General features: G+C 39.2%; 11 protein-coding genes. 7 read left to right on the forward strand and 4 right to left on the reverse strand.

The genetic code is table 11. The features are described from left to right. Positions 1-53 precede the first annotated feature (53 nt). Entirely contained in the window at positions 54-800 is a 747-nt protein-coding gene (locus H5161_RS06605) for a YciK family oxidoreductase (RefSeq protein WP_002959717.1), read from the reverse strand. Positions 801-1,006: 206 nt separating this feature from the next. Between H5161_RS06605 and H5161_RS06610 the strand changes: the two genes are divergently transcribed. Both H5161_RS06610 and sohB read left to right on the forward strand, forming a co-directional pair. After that, positions 1,007-3,436 carry a VolA/Pla-1 family phospholipase gene (locus tag H5161_RS06610; RefSeq protein ID WP_182768965.1) on the forward strand — a complete coding sequence of 810 codons (2,430 nt, stop codon included), beginning with the start codon at positions 1,007-1,009 and terminating at the stop codon, positions 3,434-3,436. Positions 3,437-3,536: 100 nt separating this feature from the next. Then, positions 3,537-4,553, forward strand: a complete 1,017-nt coding sequence (sohB, locus tag H5161_RS06615; protein ID WP_002959723.1) for a protease SohB — start codon at positions 3,537-3,539, stop codon at positions 4,551-4,553. A gap of 96 nt (positions 4,554-4,649) precedes the next feature. Here the strand turns inward: sohB and H5161_RS06620 are convergent, their stop codons facing one another. Next, positions 4,650-5,984 (reverse strand): dicarboxylate/amino acid:cation symporter, encoded by a 1,335-nt coding sequence (locus H5161_RS06620; RefSeq protein WP_024606768.1) that lies wholly within the window; start codon positions 5,982-5,984, stop codon positions 4,650-4,652. A gap of 193 nt (positions 5,985-6,177) precedes the next feature. On the opposite strand from H5161_RS06620, the gene H5161_RS06625 reads away from it, so the two are divergent. Continuing rightward, on the forward strand, positions 6,178-9,624 hold the full coding sequence (locus tag H5161_RS06625; RefSeq protein ID WP_182768966.1) for a hypothetical protein: 3,447 nt from the start codon (positions 6,178-6,180) through the stop codon (positions 9,622-9,624). A gap of 260 nt (positions 9,625-9,884) precedes the next feature. Further along, on the forward strand, positions 9,885-12,593 hold the full coding sequence (topA, locus tag H5161_RS06630; protein WP_182768967.1) for a type I DNA topoisomerase: 2,709 nt from the start codon (positions 9,885-9,887) through the stop codon (positions 12,591-12,593). A gap of 357 nt (positions 12,594-12,950) precedes the next feature. On the opposite strand, the gene H5161_RS06635 is transcribed toward topA, so the two are convergent. Both H5161_RS06635 and H5161_RS06640 read right to left on the reverse strand, forming a co-directional pair. Further along, positions 12,951-13,193, reverse strand: a complete 243-nt coding sequence (locus H5161_RS06635; protein ID WP_002959734.1) for a hypothetical protein — start codon at positions 13,191-13,193, stop codon at positions 12,951-12,953. A gap of 509 nt (positions 13,194-13,702) precedes the next feature. Then, the gene (locus tag H5161_RS06640; RefSeq protein WP_182715325.1) at positions 13,703-15,325 is read right to left on the reverse strand and encodes an alpha-glucosidase family protein; all 1,623 of its coding nucleotides are present in this window, start codon (positions 15,323-15,325) and stop codon (positions 13,703-13,705) included. Positions 15,326-15,988: 663 nt separating this feature from the next. Here H5161_RS06640 and H5161_RS06645 point away from each other — a divergent pair. The 3 genes from H5161_RS06645 (at position 15,989) to H5161_RS06655 (ending at position 22,235) form a co-directional block, all read left to right on the forward strand. Continuing rightward, positions 15,989-18,781, forward strand: a complete 2,793-nt coding sequence (locus H5161_RS06645; RefSeq protein WP_182768968.1) for a TonB-dependent receptor — start codon at positions 15,989-15,991, stop codon at positions 18,779-18,781. A gap of 104 nt (positions 18,782-18,885) precedes the next feature. Beyond that, entirely contained in the window at positions 18,886-20,379 is a 1,494-nt protein-coding gene (locus H5161_RS06650) for a tryptophan halogenase family protein (RefSeq protein ID WP_182768969.1), read from the forward strand. After that, positions 20,379-22,235 carry a glycoside hydrolase family 13 protein gene (locus H5161_RS06655; RefSeq protein ID WP_182768970.1) on the forward strand — a complete coding sequence of 619 codons (1,857 nt, stop codon included), beginning with the start codon at positions 20,379-20,381 and terminating at the stop codon, positions 22,233-22,235. The genes H5161_RS06650 and H5161_RS06655 overlap by 1 nt, the downstream gene beginning before the upstream one ends. Positions 22,236-22,323: the final 88 nt, after the last annotated feature.

The following is a 22,323-nucleotide window of genomic DNA, read 5'->3' on the forward strand; positions in this document are numbered from 1 at the left end:
CCGCTAATTGCGGCTTTTTTAATGTGTGTTGTATAAATTTTTTAAACTCTAAATTACTTTTTTACTTGAGCATCTAACGATTCGCCATTCACTTTACTAGAATCATCGCTCATCAAGTATAAGTAGGTTGGCATTAAATCTTCTGGTGTAGCAAGCGCGTCTCTATCTTCTCCTGGGTATGCAGCAGCGCGCATAGAAGTGCGAGTAGCGCCTGGATTAATACAGTTTATACGAATATTCGTTTTGCCTACTTCACATGCCCATGTTTGCATCATGCCTTCTACAGCAAATTTTGAGATGGCGTATGGCCCCCAAAACTCACGGCCTTTGCGGCCTACACCTGATGACGTAAATACTATCGATGCATTATCAGACTTACGAAGAACAGGAAAAAGCGCTTTAGTGATCATCGCTTGCGCGGTCACGTTTACTTTCATTATGTTTTCGAACGTAGATGAGCAAAAATGTTCAAGTGGACCAAGTGACCCTAAAATACCTGCATTATTAAGCAAGCCATCAAGGCGGCCAAATTGATATTCAATTGTTGCAGCAAGGTCACGGTAGTTTTGTTTAGTTGCGCCTTTTAAGTCCATGGGCACAATTGCAGGTTTAGGGTAACCCGCATTAACAATTTCATCGTAAACACATTCAAGTTTATTAGTTGTTTTTCCTAATAAGATAACTGTAGCGCCGTATTTTGCATACGTAATTGCTGCTACTCGGCCAATACCATCACCGGCGCCTGTTATTAAAATAATTTTATCTTTAAGTGCGTTTTCAGCCGCTTGATATGTGTGCATAAAAGTACCCATTCATCTATTTTTTTTGATTTTAACATAGCGAAACGTGAAGTAATCGAATTTATTGTAAAATTAGGTGGCGAAAATAGAAACTTTACGTTAAGTTTAACTGGTCTAATGTCTCATTAATAACCTGATTACATTGTTTTAACTTAATACACTGATTAAACACACTATAAAAATAAAATATGTGCGGAGCCAACAATATGAAAAAAATGCTACTTTCACTCTCTGTTACAGCTGCCTTGGCAGGTTGTGGCGGCGGAGAAACGTTAGAAGATGTTAAGAACGACACAGCAACCGTTATTCCAACAGCAACGGTTACATTTGACCCTGCTGCAGGTATCTTATCGGTACCTAATGATTTATTAATGAGTGGAACCCAAGACGGTACACTTAATATTCCAGGAGAATTAGATGACGACAATGTGTCTATTTCTCGAGCAGCTTATGCTGACCCTCAGCTTGCATTAGGTGCACTTGATGGTTGGTCTTCGCAGGTTCCTTATAAAATCGATTTAACATTTCCGCCAAATGTTAGCTTAGATGAAACGTCTGCTGGGACACCAGGTACAGTTCGCATTTTTGAAGTAGTAATGGGTGCAAGTTTAACTGACGCAGAATGTTCAGTTGTTGCTGCCGGTACAGCTTGTAAATTGGTCGGTGAGCTTACTTTTGGTGTTGATTTTGTTACTCAAGCTTCTGGTGATGCCGTTGCAATTATTCCTTTAAAACCATTTACGGCAGGTAGCTCATACATCAATGTACTAACTACTGGTCTTAAAGATTCATTAGGGCGTTCTATCGAGCCTTCTTCTACTTATGGGCTGGTTAAACAAGAAGCGCCATTAATTACAGAAGCCCAACTTGGTTTGCAGGGCGCTGTTAACAGTTACGAAAATGTAGTTGTAAGTTCAGGAAATATAACAAAAGAAGATATTATTTTTTCTAGCGCAATGACTATTCAGTCTGCGGGGCCAGTACTTGGGACAATTAAAAAATTGCTAGCTGCAAGTTTGCAACAGCCTGCGATGCCAACGCCTGCGCTTCAAGTTCCTGAACAACCGATGGTAAATGTACAACAGGTATTTGCTTCTCAGGGTGTAGAAGTGTCTGCTGCTTTCTCTGGTGTGCAATATCAAAAAGGTAGCATTATGCTACCAATGTATTTAGGTACACCAACGGGTACTGATATTAGTGATTTAAGTGATACATATTGGCAAGGTATGTGTGATAACGCGGTGGCAATAATCGGTTACAAGGCCGTTGCTGGTGATGCATTTCCGACAGATCCTATTAGTGAAAATGATGGTTTATGTTCTGCATTAAGTGACGGGCAATTACGTGACTTAGGACTAGATAGCACACGTCATTTAACAAAATATAACTCCATTCCAAAAGTACAAAGCATGGCAAATGTGCCAGTGCAAGTTACTAAGCCTATTTTACCAATAATTAATGGTGTACGTGCGCAGTTACAATTAGATCCTATCGCAATGCCTGATAGCGGATGGCCAGTTGTTATTATGCAACACGGTATTACAACACAAAAAGAAAGTATGCTTGCTTTAACGGCGCAGCTTTCTATTCAAGGCTTTGCAACAGTTGCTATTGACCATCCAAGACATGGTGAGCGTGGAATAGATGTTGATGGTGATGGAACAGACGACTTTAATGCAACAACGGGTTCTGTGCTTAGTTACATGAACTTAAGTTCATTACTTGTTGCGCGTGATAGCTTACGTCAATCAGCGGCTGATTTATTGGGTTTACGTTTAGGTCTAAACTTTATTAATGATGCAACGATTAATGCGCAAGATGTAACTTACATTGGTCATTCATTAGGCTCTATTGTAGCCCCTGCATTTATTGCACAAGCTAATAACCCATTAGCGCCAACCGTTGACCCATTATTTAATGTAAACACAGTAGCACTTGCAAGCGGCGGCGGCGGTATAGCTAGCTTCTTACTAGAATCAGCTGCATTTGGTCCATTTATCCAAGGTTCAGTACTTTCACAAGCAGGTACAACAGAAGCTGATGAGTTTAACGCGTATTTACAAGTTGATGCAGTGTCTAACTGTGGTGCAGTATTACCAGATATGGAAGCATATTTAACTTGTGGTTATAACGAGTATGTAGCTTCGTTAACTACAGCTGGTGAAACAAGTAAGCTTACTAATATTCAAGGAGTGTTTACTCAATTTGCATTTGCGGCGCAAACAGCGTTAGATAGCGGCGATCCAACTAATTACGCAGCCACTGTAAAAGCATTAGGTACTCCTGTTTATACTAATGTTGTTGTGGGCGATGGTGTTGATAACAAGCCTGACCAAGTGATACCACCAATGGCAGCAAATAATCCTATTTCAGGCACAATTCCATTAGCTAACTTGATGGGTCTTGAAACAGTAAGTACTTCGCAAGCATTGACTGAAACACCAACAAGCTACTTAGTTAAATTTACTAAAGGGCATCATGGTTCTATATTAACGCCAGCTCAAGATGATGCACAAGCTGCAACTGTTGAAGGCAGTGCTGCCGCTAATACAGAAATGCAGTTGCAAGTAGCTACTTACTTAGCTGCTCGCGGTCGAATGTTATTAGTTTCCAACCCTGAGGTTGTGACTGATTAATAGCCAATAAAATAATTAACCTTTAAAAGCCACTGAAAAGTGGCTTTTTTTTGCTTTAAAGCATGCTAAATTAGCTGAAATTTATAAATGGAGAAACCAGTTGGAATTTTTATACGAATACGGTTTGTTTTTTGCTAAAACAATTACTTTTGTTATCGCTATAGCAGTTATTCTAATGCTAATAGTTGGCGCTGCAGTTAAGCCTAAAGCCAAAAAAGGTGAAATACAAATTGACGACATATCAGAGCAATTAGTCGATCTTAAAGAAAGTTTTCTACAAAATACGCTGGGTAAAAAAGAGCTTAAAGCACACCAAAAGCAGCTTAAATCGCAAAGTAAAAAAGCAGATAAAGATGAGCTTAAACCTCGTTTATATGTAATTGACTTTGTGGGTAGTATGGACGCTCACGAAGTAGAAAGCTTACGAGAAGAAATAACAGCCATTATCTCTATTGCTAACCCAAGTAAAGACAAAGTACTTATTCGTTTAGAAAGTGGCGGCGGAGTAGTGCATGGCTATGGACTTGCTGCATCTCAGCTACAGCGTATTAAAAATGCCGGTATTCCTTTGAGTGTTGCAATTGATAAAGTAGCAGCGAGCGGTGGTTACATGATGGCGTGTGTAGCCGATGAGATACTAGCAGCCCCTTTTGCCATAGTTGGATCTATTGGTGTGATAGCTCAAATACCTAACTTTAATAAAATATTAAAGAAAAATGATGTGGAATTTGAGCAAATTACTGCAGGTGAGTTTAAACGTACGCTTACTTTATTTGGTGAAAACACAGATAAGGCCCGTGAAAAATTTCGTGAAGAAATTGAACAAACACATGATTTATTTAAAACGTTTGTAAGCACTCAACGCCCAAGCTTAGATATAAACTTAGTTGCGACAGGCGAGCATTGGTTTGCAACTCAAGCGATTGATAAAGGTTTGGTAGATGTTATAAAGACAAGTGATGATGCATTGCTGGAGCAGCAACATGAGCGCCAAATTTATAAGATTAAATACAAAATTAAAAAGGGATTAAGCGATAAGCTAGCTCTTGGCCTGAGTAGTGGTGTAAATAAAGTGGGGATAAACTTACTCTCTAAATTTAAATCCCTAAATCCTTAGATTAGAATTTTTTTACGATTCAGTTTAATTCTTTCTACTCGAAAAAAAACCTTGATGTATTGCATCAAGGTTTTTTTATAGCTGTATAAATGTAGCTTATGAGTCAATAGACTTATGATAATCTTCTAAGTCTTTAGCTGCATTAGGGTCGTTAAAGATGCTCTCATCAAGTTCACCTTCAGACTTGGCAACAACACAGGTAACCATACAATCACCGGTTACATTAACTGCTGTACGTGTCATATCAAGTAATCTATCTACACCGATAATAATTGCAATCCCTTCTACAGGTAAGCCAACTTGGTTAAGTACCATCGCGAGCATTATTAAGCCAACACCTGGTACGCCTGCTGTACCTACAGAGGCAAGTGTTGCTGTTAGTATAACCATTAGATAATCAGAAATTGTTAAATCTACACTAAACACTTGTGCAATGAATACGGTAGCCACACCTTGCATGATGGCAGTGCCATCCATGTTAATGGTAGCACCCAGTGGGATAGTAAATGAGGCAACCGAGTTATTAGCACCTAGTTTTTTAGTAGCAGTTTCAAGTGTAATAGGCATAGTTGCGCTTGAGCTCGAGGTACTAAATGCAAATAAGCATGTGTGCTTCATTTTTGCTAAGAAAATAAGCGGGTTTAAGCCCGTTAATATTTTTAAAAGCAATGTGTAGTTTACGAAAGCATGTAATAACAGTGCAAGCACTACAACGCCAAAGTATTTGGCTAGGCTAACAATTAAGTTAAGCTCAATTGTTGTAAATAGTTTTGCCATTAAAAAGAACACGCCATAAGGTGCAATGTTCATTAACAGCGTAACTAGTTTTAAGATTACTGTGTTTAAATCTTCAAAAACACTTGCTACGCGTTTGCCTGTTTTACCACTTAATGCCATTGCTACACCAAATAATAGTGCAAACACTATAACTTGAAGCATATTACCCTTGGCCATGGCTTCAAATGGGTTAGTAGGAAACATATCTATAATTACACGTGCAAGGGTAGGCGCTTCTTTGGCATCATAAGTTGCATTAGATGGCAAGCTTATACCTTCACCAGGGCTAAATAATAAGGCAAGTGTAATAGCCACCGTTATAGCAATAGCCGTAGTTAATAAATATAAACCAATAGATTTACCACCTAGGCGGCCTAGTTTTTTAGGGTCACTTAAGCTACAGGTACCACAAACGAGCGATACAAAAACAAGAGGCACAACTAACATTTTTAAGCTGGCAATAAATATTTGGCCACCAACATGGAAAATACCATCAACAAAAAAGGCTTTAATTGGCAAAGAGAATAACCCAAGTGGTATTAGATAATCGTCTTCACCAGCTAATATAGCCTGAAATATAAAACCTACTGCAACCCCAAGCGCCATACCAATCATGATGCGAGTGGTTAAACTCATTGAACGGATTTTTGACATATTCCCTGATCTACATTTTATAAATTTGCCATAGACTACCAGCAAGGAAATATTTACTACAGAAAAAATTAGTATTTATTTAAAATTATTTTGCGCAAAAAAGTAATAAAAAACTGAGATTTTAGACTAAGTTATAGGTTAATATTAAGTGAAAATTAATTTTGATTATAATAACAACGCTAGGGAGAGGTTCATGCCTTTAATGCGACTGCTCGGCATTTCATTGCTAAGTTTTTTACTCACAGCCTGTGGTGGCGGTGGGTCACTTGAAAAAGACGGCTCTATTAGTGATGGTGATTCCACGACGGAAACATCAACCTATACAATAAGTTTGAAAGGTTATTTGAAAGCGAGTGATACTGAGTCGAATAGTGTGACTGCTGATGCTCCTTTAGAATTAAGAGCTAGTTTAGTTAATGAAGATGGTGATGCAGTGTCTGGCGAGCGTATTACATTCACGTTAGCAGACTCTATTGGTTTACTTGACCCAGTCTCTGGCACGGTTTTAACTAACGCTGATGGTGTAGCATCGATCACTCTTACGGCAGGCGATACTGCGGGGGCGGGTATTATTACTGCTACCCATATTAACGGTGAAGACACCTACAGTGATTCGTTTGGATTTGCATCAGATGGTTCTGAGAATGATGACTCAAGTGTGAGTGGAAGTATTGAACTAGATATTTCAATTTTAGATATTACTGGTTCGCCATTTACAGCTGAAAATCCAGTCAGTAAAGATAATAAAGGGACGGTTACCGCTACCTTGTTAGATGAAGATGAACCTTTACAAGGCCAGCTAATTTCTTTTACAACTAACTACACAGGTAAAATCACACCTGTGTTAGGTACGGCATTAACAGACGCGAGTGGTAAAGCTTCCGTAACGCTCAGTAGCGGTGATTCAAAAGGTGCGGGTCAAGTCGTTGCCATCTATACGGATGATAGCGGTAATAGCATCACTAAAGTTGCAGGCTTTATTTCAAATGGTGATGATGCACCTGTGGAAAGTGCTGAAGCAGAGCTTGATATCAAGTTATTACAAGGCTGTGCAAGTGATTGGGATGCTAATCGCAACACAACATCCCTCGAAAGCACATATCTAGCATCTGGTTGTAATGTTGTAAATCAATTCTCTTCTGATGAACTTATTGACGTTATGATTAAAGTCACAGATACAAGTTCAGGTGATGGTATTGATGGCATTATAGCTGAGTTATCTACAGACCTTGGTGCCTTGTTACCAGAATCAGGTAAAGCACTAACAGATAACTTTGGTTTTGCAATTTTAAAATTACAGCCAGGGGCAAGCAGTGGTGCGGGAGAAGTATCTGTTACTGCTAAATCAGTTACTGCTTCAAAAGCATTTGAAATCGCTACAGCAGAATTAAGTGTTGAAATTTCAAATGGTTTATATAATAAATTAGATGATGCTGGCAATGTGATTGATAACGAATTTGTGCCGCTAGCAGCTGGAGCTACAACGGTTATTTCAGTAAATATTTATGATGCAAATGGAGATTTGTTTGTAACTCCACTAGATGTTGAATTTACATCTGGTTGTGTTGAATCTGATCTTGCGGTAATGGATGATACTGCAACGAGTATTAGTGGTATTGCAACAGCGACATACCGAAGTAATGGCTGTAACATATCACAAGGCGATACGGTTACAGCGACAGTGCTTACTGGTGGTACACCAAAAGTTGTTACAGTTAATGTACCTGTATCGGCTGCCGCAGTAAGCTCGATTGAATTTGTTGAAGCATCAGAAAATGTAATTGCACTAAAAGGGACTGGTGGAGTTTCTCGTAAAGAAATCAGCCAACTTACATTCAAATTAACAGATGAAATAGGTAATACTGCTAAGCAAAAGCGCTTAGACTTTCGTTTAAGCTCGACTAATGGTGGCATATCACTTTCTGAAGTTACAGATGCAACCGGTTATTCGCATGCTAGTGTTTCAACAGACTCTGAAGGTTTAGCACGTATTCAAGTGAACTCTGGTTTTGTTCCTAAGGCTGTGCGTGTGCAAGCTTGCTACATCCCAGATGAACTTATTCCAGCTGACCAAAACGACAACGTTACATGCTGGAAAGAACTTTATGATGAGTGTCTTCTTGATGATGCTGAGCGTGATGCCAATGTTTCATGTCCAACCGGAGAGCTTTCATTAGTTTCATTAGATGAGCAAGTAATTACAGTATCTGATTTAGTTTCGATTAGTTCGGGTTTACCAGATGGCAATAGTTTCACTGCTGCACCAACTAACTTCAATATTGAAGCGTTAAGTTATACCGGTGATATTGAAGAAGTTAATGTTTATTTAGCTGATCATTTTAACAACCCTGTTCCTGATGGTACATCGGTATACTTAACAACTGAAGGTGGTGCTATTGGTACCATTGATGGTACAGAGTTTAATCCGCAGCTTGAGTGTAATACAGTCGACGGTCAATGCGTTGCTCAATGGCGTTCACAAAACCCAAAACCATTCACAGATGCAAAATGGGGCAATAAGATTAACAGCATTAACCCTAAAAGTGAAACTAATGAACTTAACTGTGATCTTTACTTTGGTTCTGCAGCACCTTGTATGGCCGGTATTTTAAATGCTGCTTTCAATGAAAATGGCGTCCCGCTTGGTGGTCGTGCAACAGTGCTTGTTACCGCTAAAGGTCAAGAATCGTTCATTGACATTAACGGAAATGGGCGTTTTGATACCAACGAATATTATAGTGGCTATGATCTAACAGAAGCATTTATCGATCACAATGAAAACGGTGTTTATGATGGCTTAGCTGGTATTTATGATCCTGATACAGCGACAGTGATAAAAGCCGCTGATAACTGTCAAGAAGGCGATAGTGATGATCCATGTAGCCCAGAGAATACAAATGCTGGACATTTTGAAGAAAACTGGGATATTGACCTCAATGGTATGCACACGCTAGCTGATGGAAAATATAATGGTTTAGTATGTAAAGCGGAAGCAACAACACCAACTGATGGTGACACATTTGAAAGCCTTTGTACTAAAGAATTAGTTGATATTCGAGATTCGTTTGAAATTATTATGTCTGGCAGTACTGCTTACAGCCGATTTGTAGTAACAAAAGATGAGCTACGTAATCGATTCGCTGATGCACTAGCTGAAACCACTGAGGATGATCCTGACGTTTTCACAGAGAATGCTATGCAACTTGCTAGAGATATTGAGGAATGTAATTTAATCCGACGTTTTCCTGCAGCTGAAGAAAATTTAAAAGGTCCGCGTGTACTAGACCTAGAGGAAACAGCTGATACTAGTTATTGTGACGTGAGAAATATAAATCTTACAACTGCTGATTCTGGTGTTGAATTAGCCGCCTTAACTTTCGCTGTTTATTACTCTGATATATATAATAACCCAATGCCTGCAGGTACCAGCGTAGCTATATCTGCTGATAATGGTGAATACAGCGGTACAGACGGTTTTGATATTCGCAATTCAAATGCAACGTTTGCATTTGGTGAAGCTCTATCAATTAGCCGCGAAGCAGAAGGAAATGATAAAACGGAAGGCTTCTTAACCGTTGAGTTTACGACTGGTAAAGGCAACATTTCAACAGCTCAAATTGCAATAAGTGATGATAGTTGATTGCTAATGAGTAGTTTAAAATAAAAAATGCCAACCTTTAGGTTGGCATTTTTGTTTCTGTTCTATATATTCCACATCAATTAATCTAAAAACACCTGTTTGTTTAATTTAACGACAAAAATTGTTCGTTTATTCAGTAAATACTGAAAAGTTTGTATTAAAAGCTTGTAACAACTAGTGTTTGTAGATATACCTATAAATATTCGCGCCGCTTATGTCGGCAAAACACATTTTTAATATTTGGTTAGAAATAGGCAACTATGGGCAAATCGCTAGTAATTGTAGAGTCACCTGCTAAGGCTAAAACAATTAATAAATATTTAGGTAATGACTTCATCGTAAAGTCCAGTATTGGGCATGTACGTGATTTACCTACTTCAGGTTCGAGCAAAGCTAAAGTGCCGGCAACTAAAACGCCAGCAGAAGTTCGCAAAATGGAGCCTGAAGAGAAAGCAGCGTATAAAAAGCAACGAGATTATACTAACCTGGTCGCGCGTATGGGTATTGATCCTGAGCAAGGTTGGGAGCCGCATTATGAAATCCTGCCAGGTAAAGAGAAGGTTGTTCAAGAATTACAAAAGCTGGCTGAAAATGCAGATCAAATATACCTCGCAACGGATTTGGATAGAGAAGGGGAAGCAATTGCTTGGCACCTTCAAGAAATCATTGGCGGTGAACCTGAAAAGTATAAGCGCGTAGTTTTTAACGAGATTACCAAAAACGCAATACAACAAGCCTTCGAAACGCCAGGTGAGCTCAATACAGACATGGTTTACGCTCAGCAAACACGACGCTTTTTAGACCGTGTTGTAGGCTTTATGGTTTCTCCTTTGTTGTGGGCAAAAGTTGCACGTGGTCTATCTGCAGGACGAGTTCAGTCTGTTGCGGTACGCTTATTAGTTGAGCGTGAACGTGAAATTAAGGCATTTATCCCTGAAGAGTTTTGGGATATTCACGCTGATGTTAAGAATACTGAGTCTGAGTTACGCTTAGAAGTAACCAAACAAGCAGGAAAGGCATTTAAGCCTGTAAATGAAGCTCAGGCTAGCGCAGCTGTTAAAAGCCTTGAGAATGCAGAATACAAAGTAATTAGCGTTGAAGAAAAACCAAGTAAAAGTCGCCCAAGTGCGCCATTAATTACTTCAACCATGCAACAAGCGGCAAGTACACGCCTAGGTTATGGCGTTAAAAAGACTATGATGCTCGCTCAGCGTTTGTATGAAGGCGGTTATATTACTTATATGCGTACCGATTCAACCAATCTTTCAAAAGATGCGGTTGAAATGTGTCGTGAGTATGTAACGAACGAGTTTGGTGCTAAATATTTACCAAAAGATCCAATTAACTATAGCTCTAAAGGCAATGCACAAGAAGCGCATGAGGCAATTCGTCCTTCAAGCGTTACAGTGTTGTCTGGTCATATCGAAGGCGTAGATGCCGATGCTAAAAAGCTGTATGAGCTAATTTGGCGTCAGTTTGTAGCGTGTCAAATGGTACCTGCTGAATACGACTTAACAACACTGACTGTTGCAGCTAACGATTTCCAGCTCAAAGCAAAAGGCCGCGTGCTTCGCTTTGATGGTTGGACAAAAGTACAACCTGCGGTGCGTAAAAAGAACGAAGAAGATCAATCACTGCCAGCTGTTAAAGAAGGTGAAATACTTACTTTAATAGAACTTGATCCTAAGCAGCATTTTACCAAGCCGCCAGCTCGCTTTAGTGAAGCTAGTTTAGTAAAAGAGCTTGAAAAGCGTGGTATTGGTCGTCCATCTACTTATGCGTCGATTATATCAACAATTCAAGATCGTGGTTATGTACGTGTAGAAAATCGCCGTTTCTTTGCTGAAAAAATGGGTGAAATTGTTACTGACCGCTTAGTTGAAAACTTCACTGATTTAATGAACTTTGATTTTACAGCTAAAATGGAAGGCCGTTTAGATGACATTGCTGAAGGCGAGCGTGTATGGACTCAAGTTTTAGATAAGTTTTATGCTGATTTTTCAACGCAATTAACTGTCGCTAAAGACGAGCCTGAGAATGGCGGCATGCGTCTTAATGAGATGGTTGAAACCGATATAGAATGTCCTACATGTAGCCGCAAAATGGGCATACGTACGGCTTCAACCGGTGTTTTCTTAGGGTGTACTGGTTACAGCCTTCCGCCAAAAGAGCGTTGTACTACAACAATGAACTTAGTGTCGGGCGATGAAGCGGTTGCTGCTGATGTCGAAGACGTAGAAACCGAAAAATTAATGCAGATGAAGCGTTGTCCTATTTGTGAAACTGCAATGGACTCATACCTAATTGACGAAACCCGTAAACTACATGTGTGTGGTAATAACCCAGCATGTAAAGGGCATATAGTTGAAGAAGGTACCTTTAAAATTAAAGGCTACGACGGACCAATTATCGAATGTGATAAGTGCGGTTCTGACATGGAGCTTAAATCGGGTCGCTTTGGTAAGTACTTTGGTTGCAATAACGAAGAGTGTAAGAACACACGTAAGTTACTTAAAAATGGTGAGGCTGCTCCACCAAAAGAAGATCCTGTTCACATTACTGAATTAGAGTGTGAGAAGTCAGATGCGTATTTTGTTTTACGTGATGGCGCTGCGGGTATATTTTTAGCCGCAAATACTTTTCCTAAGTCACGTGAAACACGTGCACCTAAGGTTGAAGAACTAAAACGCTTTAGAGACCGCATTTCGCCTAAGTTTTATTATTTAGCAGATGCACCAGCTAAAGATCCTGATGGTAATCTTGCTGTTGTACGCTATAGCCGTAAAAATAAATCTCAGTATGTTATGACTGAAGTTGACGGTAAAGCTACCGGCTGGACTGCTCATTATGAGGCAGGTAAATGGACAGAAGAAGCGAAGAAAAAAGCAGCGCCTAAAAAGAAAGCAGCTGCAAAAAAGGCACCAGCTAAAGCTAAGCCTAAAGCGAAAGCTAAAAAAGATGATGAATAAGCTCGTTATTGCTTATTCATAGCTTTTGTAGATTTAAAAAGTCATAAAAAAACCGGAATGCACAGCTTGTGTCTATTCCGGTTTTTTTGTGCCTAGTTGAATGCTTTCGCAACGGCTTTATTAGCAGTACATTCACCTAAGCGTGTTACCAATTTGATTAAAAACATGGTCATTTTAGCGTATTAAATAACTCAGTTACTGCGTTAAAAACTATTCATATATGACTGCATAGATGCAGACAGTAGGCATTGCAGGGAGCAGCTGCCGAGAACAAATATATGTCATGCTTTTTCGCTTAGCTATTGAGCTTTATTCTTAGCGCTATAATTGATCACTAATTAAATGTAATTGGTATAATTAAATCTTAACAGAAGATACTTTTTTATAGCCTTCAGATTCAAGCTCATCATTTACGCATTTTAATACGTAGGCATTTAGCTCTTCATTGCTTACGTCATCATCTTTAGCCCAGTTAACACACATTTCTGTGTATTCTTTTATCATTTCGGCTGAAGCTGTTGGCGCATCGTCTGCAACCGCGTAAGTCGCAGATACTGCAAATAGTGGTGCTACGATTAGTGCTAGCAATGCTTTTTTCATTCGTTTATTCCTAAAAAAATGGTGTGATGACTGATTTATCCAGTTTAAAGTTAGGTATAAATCAGTAGTGCCCAATCCAGAACAACTCTGTTGGTATGTTGATTTTTAATCGAAATTGAAATAAAAGATAACGAAATTTTTTTATCGTGAGGATGAGTAATTTACTTGTCGGTTTTTAAACTTTAGTAAGTACAGCATTATCAGCTGGAGTAATATATTTAGTAGCTAAGAAAACTTGATTCTGCGCTTTATATTAATAACCTTTAGATTGTTTTAGGAAAAGTGATTTTTTAGGTTCAAAAATGAAATGGATAAGCGCCATTGTATATTTCTGCTATGAGGATATTTTAAATTTGTAATATCAGCCGTATTATTTGCTTTAACTGAATGTCTAAATGTTGAAACTAAAAGTCACTAGAATGCGTTAAATAAAAAAAGCCCAAGTGAATAGCTTGGGCTTTTTCGTGTGTAACGCGCTTACGTATACACTAAACGTAACTTTTGAGTCATTAACACTGAGCGTAAAAACATGCGTAAGGCTCAAGTATTGTGGTGCCTCGGTCTAACTTTGCGCTGTGGTGGCTAAGCTCGGTGTATTCTTTAACGATTGATGTTGGCATATCAATACTTGTTTGCTTAGCGCTGAGATTGAACATACAAAGCATTCTTTGCTTTCCAAGCGTTCTATAAAAAGCAAGCACAGGCTCTGGCGTTTCTATAAATTCAATATCACCTTCAAGTAAAACTGTTTGGCTTTTTCGCCATGCCATAAACTCACGGTAGGCATTTAAAATTGAGTTGTTATCATCTGTTTGTATAGCTACTGATTGCTGCTTATGTGCATTATCAACGGGTAGCCAAGGTTTTACTTCACTAAAACCTGCATGAGATGAATCAGCTAGATCCCAAGGCATTGGTGTTCTACAGCCATCACGCCCTTTAAAATTAGGCCAAAATGTAATGCCGTATGGGTCTTGTAAATCTTCAAATGCCACACTTGCTTCACCTAAACCTAGCTCTTCACCTTGATACATACACACGCTGCCGCGAAGAGAAGCTAATAGGGCGGTTAGCATTTTACATTGTTGAGGGTTTACTTCGCCATTTTCGCTCCAGCGGCTCGCTACGCGCTCTACATCATGATTACTAAATGCCCAGCATGGCCAGCCTTCAGTCATACGTTGTTCTAGAGTTTGAACCGTAGTTCTAATATATTCACTTGAGTAATCATTTGTTAATAGCTCAAAGCTATAACCCATGTGCAGTTTGTCGCCACCTTGGGTGTACTGCGCCATTGTAGCTAATGAATCTTCTGATGAGATTTCGCCAAGCGATACAGTACCTGGGTATTTATTAAGTAATGTGCGAATATCTTGCATAAACTCAATATTTTCAGGCTGAGTATTATTGTAGTAATGGTACTGAAATGCATACGGATTATCTTCACTAAAACCACGACCCTGGCGCTTATCTTTTGGTTTAGCCGGATTATCACGTAATTGCGCGTCGTGATAGCAAAAATTAATTGCATCAAGCCTAAAACCATCAACGCCTTTTTTAAGCCAAAACTCAACATTATCAAGCACAGCTTTTCGAACATCTGGGTTATGAAAGTTAAGATCCGGTTGTTCGGTTAAAAAATTATGTAGGTAGTATTGCCCGCGACGAGGCTCCCACTGCCAAGCACCACCACCAAAAATAGATAGCCAGTTGTTTGGGGCTGTTCCATCATCTTTTGCGTCAGCCCAAACATACCAGTCGGCTTTACTGTTATTTTGATTTTCACGGCTATCAGTAAACCATTGGTGTTGATCTGATGTATGGCTTAACACCTGATCAATAATTATTTTAATATTACGAGTGTGGGCTTCGCTTATTAGCTCATCAAAATCATTTAGGTCACCAAAAAGCGGGTCAATGTCACGATAGTCGCTAATATCATAGCCAAAGTCTTTCATTGGCGATTTGAAAAAAGGTGAAATCCAAATAGCATCAACGCCTAAGCTTTTAATGTAATCAATACGATTAATAATCCCTCTTAAATCACCAATGCCATCGTTGTTGCTATCTTGAAAGCTACGCGGATAAACTTGATAAATAACCGCACCTTTATACCACTGCTTTTGGGTCATGCTTTTCTCCGTCATTCCACACAGTATTTAGACTATTTTTATTTGTGATTACGATTAATCACGTTATTTGCAAAAAGCATACGTGAAGCCTTGTACACTGTAAAAAGTCTGCATACGTATGCACTAAAATTAACGCAATTAAATTATTAAAAATAAGTACTTATAGCTAGCTTAAAGGTGTTTTATTTATGTGTTGGATTTTTACCAATTATGGTGCTCACTTACTTTCTGACTTTTATTAAACATAACAGTTTGTCATACAAGAGAAAATATATTTTATGTTTTGAATTTAATGGTCTGACCAATTAAACATTTGAATTGTGTCTAATATTTCTTATTTTGAATAGCGATACTAATTAGTTTCACTTTGTTTACATTGCGTCCTGTTAACTTTTAGTTTTTGATACAGTAGATTTTACATGTAATGTTGATTGCGTCATTTTCAATAATTTTATTTACAACAAAATCAATAGTTTAATGTTTGTTTGGCAAGGTTTTTATTAATCTGAAGTCGTGCTATAACTGTTGAATACGTATGCATAAAGTTGTTAATAAAATAAAGCTGGCGTTAATATTCATCCTGACAACAAAATTAGCTCGCCTGTTTGACTATCACTCAAATAAAGAAGCGAGTATCACAATATGGGTAACGGGAAAAACATCATGTCTATGTTCAAACCAAGTATATTAACGTTGGCAATGGCTACTGCAGGATTAGCAAGCTTTGCCTCTGTAGCAGCACAAGAAGATACAGCTAAAAATGATGACGTTGAGGTTATCGAAGTAAAAGGCTTTCGTGGCAGTGTTGTAGAATCAATCAACACAAAGCGTTTTTCTACTCAAGTCGTTGAGTCAATTTCAGCAGAAGATATAGGTAAGCTACCTGATTCATCTATTGCTGAGTCTATTGCACGTTTACCAGGTTTAACAGCGCAACGCCTAGATGGTCGCGCAAGTAGAGTATCAATTCGTGGTTTTGGTGAAAACGAAAGTGGCACCACATTTAATGGCCGCGAGCAAGTATCTATTAGTGATAACCGCGGCGTAGAATTTGACCTTTACCCATCAGAAATTATGAGCGGTGTAACTGTTTATAAAACACCAAGTGCAAATTTAGATGCAGAGGGTATTGCGGGCATAATTAACATGCAAACAGTTCGCCCACTAAGTAAAGGTGAACGTGTTGTTCAAGTAAATGGACAGTATGAGCAAACAAGCTTTGATAAATTAAACCCTGACGGCAACGACGACGGTTACCGTGGCACTTTCTCATACATCGACCAGTTTGCTGATGACACCATTGGTATTGCATTTGCACTAAACACCATGAGCTCGCCAAACCAAGAAAAACGTTGGAATTCATGGGGGTACCCTGAATTCACTGCTGAAGATGGTAACTCGTATTCAATTTTAGGCGGTGCTAAACCATATGTTCGTTCATCAACGCTTGAACGTGATTCAGCAATGCTTGTTCTAGAGGCTGCGCCTACAGATAAACTAAATATGACGTTTGATGCGTTGTATGTAGACTTTACAGACGAGCAAATTTTGCGCGGCATTGAAGTTCCTTTTGCTTGGGGTCAAGGTAGCATTGATGCAAGCAGTGCTATAGTAGATGCAGAAAGTGGATTTATAACAAGTGCTGTAACACAAGGCCAACGTGTTGTTGTGCGTAACGATTACCAAGAGCGTGATGCTGAACTAACTGCATTTGGATTTAACACTAAATACGATATTGATGATTCATGGTCAGTAGAATTTGACGCAAGCTACTCGCAAGTTGACCGTAAAATTTGGAGTATAGAAAGCTACTCAGGTACAGGGCGTGGTGATTCTCGCGGTGTTGCAGATAACTTAGGTTATGCTTTTAATGGTGGCAATACTGGCGCTACTTTTTCACATGACTTAGATTACAGCGATTATGATCTAATTCAATTAGGTGGGCCGCTTTCGTGGGGTGCAAGTTCTGCACTAAATGATGCATATGGATTAACTGGCACAGAGTATGAGAACCAAGCTCAAGACGGTTTTATTAATGCTCCAACTATTGAAGATGAATTAGTTACATTAAAACTTGCAGCGTCTAAAGTACTAGAAAACGAATACATTAGTTCAATTGAACTTGGCTTAGGTTATAAAGAGCGTGAAAAGTCTAAATCTTCGCAAGGTTACTTCTTGACTTTAACTGATTTTTCTCTTGAAAACCCAGGAATGTTTAGTGTACCTGAGCAATACCGTTTAGGCAGTGTTGGCCTTGACTTTATTGGGCTAGGCGACATGATAGCCTACGATGTAAATGGTTTAGTTAATGATGGTTACTATGAAACCCTTGACGAAAGTTTAACTAGCTCAACTCATGCAACTAAGTCGTGGACAGTAAAAGAAGAAATCACCTCAGCATTTGCACAAGCTAATATTAATGCAGAGGTAAGTGGTCTTCCATTAACTGGTAATGTTGGGGTGCGCTATGTTCATACAGATCAATCCTCTCAAGGTAATGCTTTTGGTGTAGATGGGAATACTGGTCTAGTCATTACTTCACCTACAGATATTGGTCACGATTATTCTCACGTTTTACCAAGCTTAAATTTATCACTTGCGATTGATGAGCAGCAAACAATACGTTTTGGCGCAGCTAAAACAATCTCACGTGCGCGTATAGATGAAATGAACGCCTCTGTTAATGCATCATATAATGATACACCGGATGAAAACGGTAACTTTTGGTCTGTATCGGGTGGTAACCCTAATCTAGAACCTAAAGAAGCAACAGGCTACGATTTATCTTATGAAAACTACTTTAGTGATGAAGGTTACTTCTCTGCTGCATTTTTCTATAAAGACTTAACCCAGTGGATTTTTGACGGTACTTACGCGATTGATATGTCGGGTGTTGCGGACCCATCAACAGGTGAAGTCCCAGCTACGTCAGAAGGTACTGGCAGTGGCAAAGTAAATGGCGGCGGCGGTGACCTATACGGTTACGAGATATCTCTAGCGTTACCATTTAAAATTTTCCACCCGTCTCTTGAAGGCTTTGGCTTAATTGCTAGTCATACAGGTATTGAATCTGATATTGAAGATGGAAATGGCAATGAGTACGAACTACCGGGTCTATCAGATAAAATTCAAAGCTTAACGGTTTACTACGAGATGAATGGCATGCAATTACGAACCAGCATGCGTAAGCGTAGTGACTTCAAAGGTGATGTTTACGGATTAGGCTTTAATACAGAGCAAGTGAATATTATCGGCGAAACAATTTGGGATATTCAGGCAGGTTATGACTTCTCTGAAGCAGGGGTTGAGAGCCTTGAAGGTTTATCAATTCAGTTCCAAGTTCAAAACTTAACAGAAGAGCCGTTCACATCGCTTTCTGGCAATAACGCGCTACAAGTTCGTGACTACCAAGATTACGGTCGCACTTACTTGTTAGGCTTTAGCTACCAGCTATAATAAAGGTTGTGTGTAGGAGCCCTTGTAATTTGTTTTACAAGGGCTTTTTTATAGCTACTTTATCAAACTTAACAAAGCTTTAAACTGTAAACGTGGACAATAATATGAAACCAATAAAACACGTCGTAATCGCAGGCGGGGGCACAGCAGGGTGGATAACAGCCGCCTTGCTTAATAAAGTGTTAGGTAAAGTAATCAAAATAACCCTTATTGAGTCAAGTGCTATTGGCACTATAGGCGTGGGTGAAGCAACAATTCCGCCTATTATTCAGCTTAATAACGCACTGGGTATAAACGAGCAAGAGTTTATAAACGCTACTAATGCATCTATAAAACTAGGAATTGAGTTCGAAAATTGGAAAACCACCTCTCATAGCTACATGCATGCTTTTGGCTCATTTGGAAAAGACTTCCCCTTTTGCGATTTTTACAATTTTTGGGTAAAAGGGCACATTAGCGGTACAGAAGAAAGCTTATGGGATTTTTCTCTTAACTTCCAAGCAGCTAAACAGCATAAGTTTGCACCATTAAATACCATACCTAACACGCAATTACCTGGCTTAAGCTATGCGTACCATTTTGACGCAACTTTATATGCCGAGTTTTTAAAAAAGCTCGCAATGTCACGCGGTGTTGATCATATTGATGCCAAAATAGAGCAGGTTGAACAATGCCCTCTATCAGGGAATATAAAATCATTAACCCTTGATAACACACAGCAGATAAATGGCGATCTTTTTATTGACGCTACAGGGCAGCGCGCCTTACTCATAGAGCAAACCCTTAATACAGGTTTTGTAGATTGGTCTCATTACTTACCATGCGACAGCGCCGTTGCAGTGCAATCTCAAGGTACTAGCGAGCTAAAACCTTATACGCGTTCAATTGCACACAGCGCAGGGTGGCAGTGGCAAATACCGCTGCAAAGCCGAATAGGTAATGGCTTGGTGTACCGTAGCCGTTATTTATCTGACGATGCAGCAACGCAGTTATTATTAAATAATTTACCCGCTGAGCCCATTACGGCGCCACGTGTTATAAAATTTAAAACAGGACGGCGCTTAAAGCAGTGGCATAAAAACGTGGTGTCGGTTGGTCTTGCTAGTGGCTTTTTAGAGCCGTTAGAGTCAACTAGTATCCACTTAATACAAAGTGCAGTAACCCGTTTAATAAAGCTGTTTCCACACAATGGCATAAGCGAAACTTTAGTTACTGAATTTAATAAGCAAAGCGTGATAGAAATAGAGCACATACGCGATTTTATTATTTTGCATTACAAACTGACGGAGCGAGAAGATTCTGCTTTTTGGCGACAATGCAAGCAAATGGACATTCCTCACTCATTGGCCCACAAGCTCAAATTATTTAAGGAAACTGGCAAAGTAGTGCGCGAAAACGATGAACTATTTGCCGAAGTTGCTTGGCAACAGGTATTTATTGGCCAAGGCCTCATCCCCGATGATTACAACAGTATTGTTGACTCATTAAGCAGTGAACAACTAAACGACTTATTTTCTACATTAAAAACGCTTATTACCTCAACAGTAGATCAATTACCCACTCATAAAGATTTTTTAGCAAAAATTAAAAAGGCCTGATGATGCGATTTTTAAACACACTTTTACTTGTAAGTGCCTGTACTTTACCAACCATTAGCTACGCACTTAACGTTGAGCCTGCTAATTGGTGGGTTGGCATGAACAAAAATACCATAACCATCATGGTGCATGAGCAAAATATTGCAAACGAGCAAATTAAATTAGCTAAATACAATGGTGTTAAGTTAAATAAAGTAACCCGTACAGATAACCCAAATTATGTATTTTTAAATATTACTATTACTGATACCGCTAAAGCAGGAACGCTTGTGTTTAACAGCAGCGAAGCGAGTCAAAATTTTGAGTTTTCACTACTTGAACGTAATAAAAACAGCGCAAACCGCCAAGGGTTTACATCAGCTGATACGCTTTATTTAATTAACCCAGATCGCTTTGCTAATGGTGATGAGCAAAACGATACTGTCCCTAGCATGCTAGAAGTCGCTGATCCTACTACAAAGGGCGGGCGCCACGGTGGTGATATACAAGGCGTTATAAACGCACTTCCATATTTAAACGATTTAGGCGTAACACAGCTTTGGCTAACCCCAGTGCTTGAAAACAATATGCCTAATTATTCTTACCATGGTTATGCAATTACTGATTTTTATAAGGTTGACCCACGTATGGGCTCAAACCAGTTATATAAAACGCTCTCGGTAAAAGCAAAAGAGCAGGGCATAGGCCTGGTAATGGATATGGTTCTTAACCATTTTGGCTCTGAGCATACTTGGGTTAAAGATAAGCCAACTAAAGATTGGATTAACTTTAATGGCGAGTTTAAAAAAGGTAAAAACGCCACAAGCCATGCGCGCCAAACTATACAAGACCCACACGCGAGTGAATACGACAAGCGCCAGTTTAACGATGGTTGGTTTGTAGAAACCATGCCCGATTTAAATCAGCGCCAGCCACTGTTAAGTGAATACTTAATTCAAAATGCTACTTGGTGGATAGAATACGCCGATTTAAGTGGTATTCGTGTTGATACCTACTCTTACTCAGATAAAGCATTTTTGAGTGATTGGACAAAAGCCATAATGCAAGAGTACCCAAATTTTAATATTGTTGGAGAAGAGTGGACGTCTAACCCTGCTATTGCCTCTTACTGGCAACGTGGCAAACATAACCAAGATGGCTATACATCAAGCTTACCAAGCGTGATGGACTTTTCGTTGCAAGAGTCGGTAATTCAAGCACTAAATGAAGATGAAAGCTGGAATACCGGTTGGGTTAAAGTATATGAATCGTTAGCTAATGACTTTTTATACCCAGATACAGATAACATTATGGTATTTGCAGATAACCACGATATGAGCCGTGTTTATACTGAACTTGGCCAAGACGTAGCTAAAACAAAAATGGCGATGACGTTATTTTTAACCACACGTGGTATAGCCCAAATGTACTACGGTACGGAAGTGCTATTAGATAACACCCCAAGTAAAGACCATGGCGATATTAGAATAGACTTCCCTGGTGGATTTAAAGGCCAAACTCGGAACGCCTTTACGGGCGAGGGGCTAACAAAACAGCAAAAAGTGATGCATAACACCATCAGTACCTTGCTTAATTTTAGAAAAAGCAGCCCAGCACTTGATAAAGGAAAACTTGTGCACTTTACGCCTCAACAAGGCGTGTATAGTTACGCGCGTATTAGCGACGAGCAAACTGTGTTGGTATTTATGAATAAAAACACAAAAGAGCTAACTAAGAATATTGAGTATATGCAGGAAGTAATACCAAAAAATACCAAAGCACTTAACTTATTCACCCACAAAACACAGGTGTTGGGTAATACAGTTGCTTTACCGGCAATGAGTGCAACGGTATTAATTATAAATACCTCTCAATAGTTTACCTGAATACGTATGCAGCAACTGTATGGTTGCTGCAGTAATCTTTAGTATAAAGTTAATAACAATACTGACAAAAAAGACACAC

It is taken from the genome of Pseudoalteromonas sp. SG43-5, from assembly GCF_014164345.1.
Taxonomy (GTDB): domain Bacteria; phylum Pseudomonadota; class Gammaproteobacteria; order Enterobacterales; family Alteromonadaceae; genus Pseudoalteromonas; species Pseudoalteromonas distincta.

What these genes read in the sequence shown, in the direction of transcription:
- H5161_RS06645 (WP_182768968.1), top strand. Translation starts at nt 15,989, where the DNA reads ATGTCTATGTTCAAACCAAGTATATTAACGTTGGCAATGGCTACTGCA.
- H5161_RS06640 (WP_182715325.1), bottom strand. Translation starts at nt 15,325, where the DNA reads ATGACCCAAAAGCAGTGGTATAAAGGTGCGGTTATTTATCAAGTTTAT.
- H5161_RS06650 (WP_182768969.1), top strand. Translation starts at nt 18,886, where the DNA reads ATGAAACCAATAAAACACGTCGTAATCGCAGGCGGGGGCACAGCAGGG.
- H5161_RS06625 (WP_182768966.1), top strand. Translation starts at nt 6,178, where the DNA reads ATGCCTTTAATGCGACTGCTCGGCATTTCATTGCTAAGTTTTTTACTC.
- H5161_RS06655 (WP_182768970.1), top strand. Translation starts at nt 20,379, where the DNA reads ATGATGCGATTTTTAAACACACTTTTACTTGTAAGTGCCTGTACTTTA.
- H5161_RS06610 (WP_182768965.1), top strand. Translation starts at nt 1,007, where the DNA reads ATGAAAAAAATGCTACTTTCACTCTCTGTTACAGCTGCCTTGGCAGGT.
- H5161_RS06605 (WP_002959717.1), bottom strand. Translation starts at nt 800, where the DNA reads ATGCACACATATCAAGCGGCTGAAAACGCACTTAAAGATAAAATTATT.
- topA (WP_182768967.1), top strand. Translation starts at nt 9,885, where the DNA reads ATGGGCAAATCGCTAGTAATTGTAGAGTCACCTGCTAAGGCTAAAACA.
- H5161_RS06635 (WP_002959734.1), bottom strand. Translation starts at nt 13,193, where the DNA reads ATGAAAAAAGCATTGCTAGCACTAATCGTAGCACCACTATTTGCAGTA.
- H5161_RS06620 (WP_024606768.1), bottom strand. Translation starts at nt 5,984, where the DNA reads ATGTCAAAAATCCGTTCAATGAGTTTAACCACTCGCATCATGATTGGT.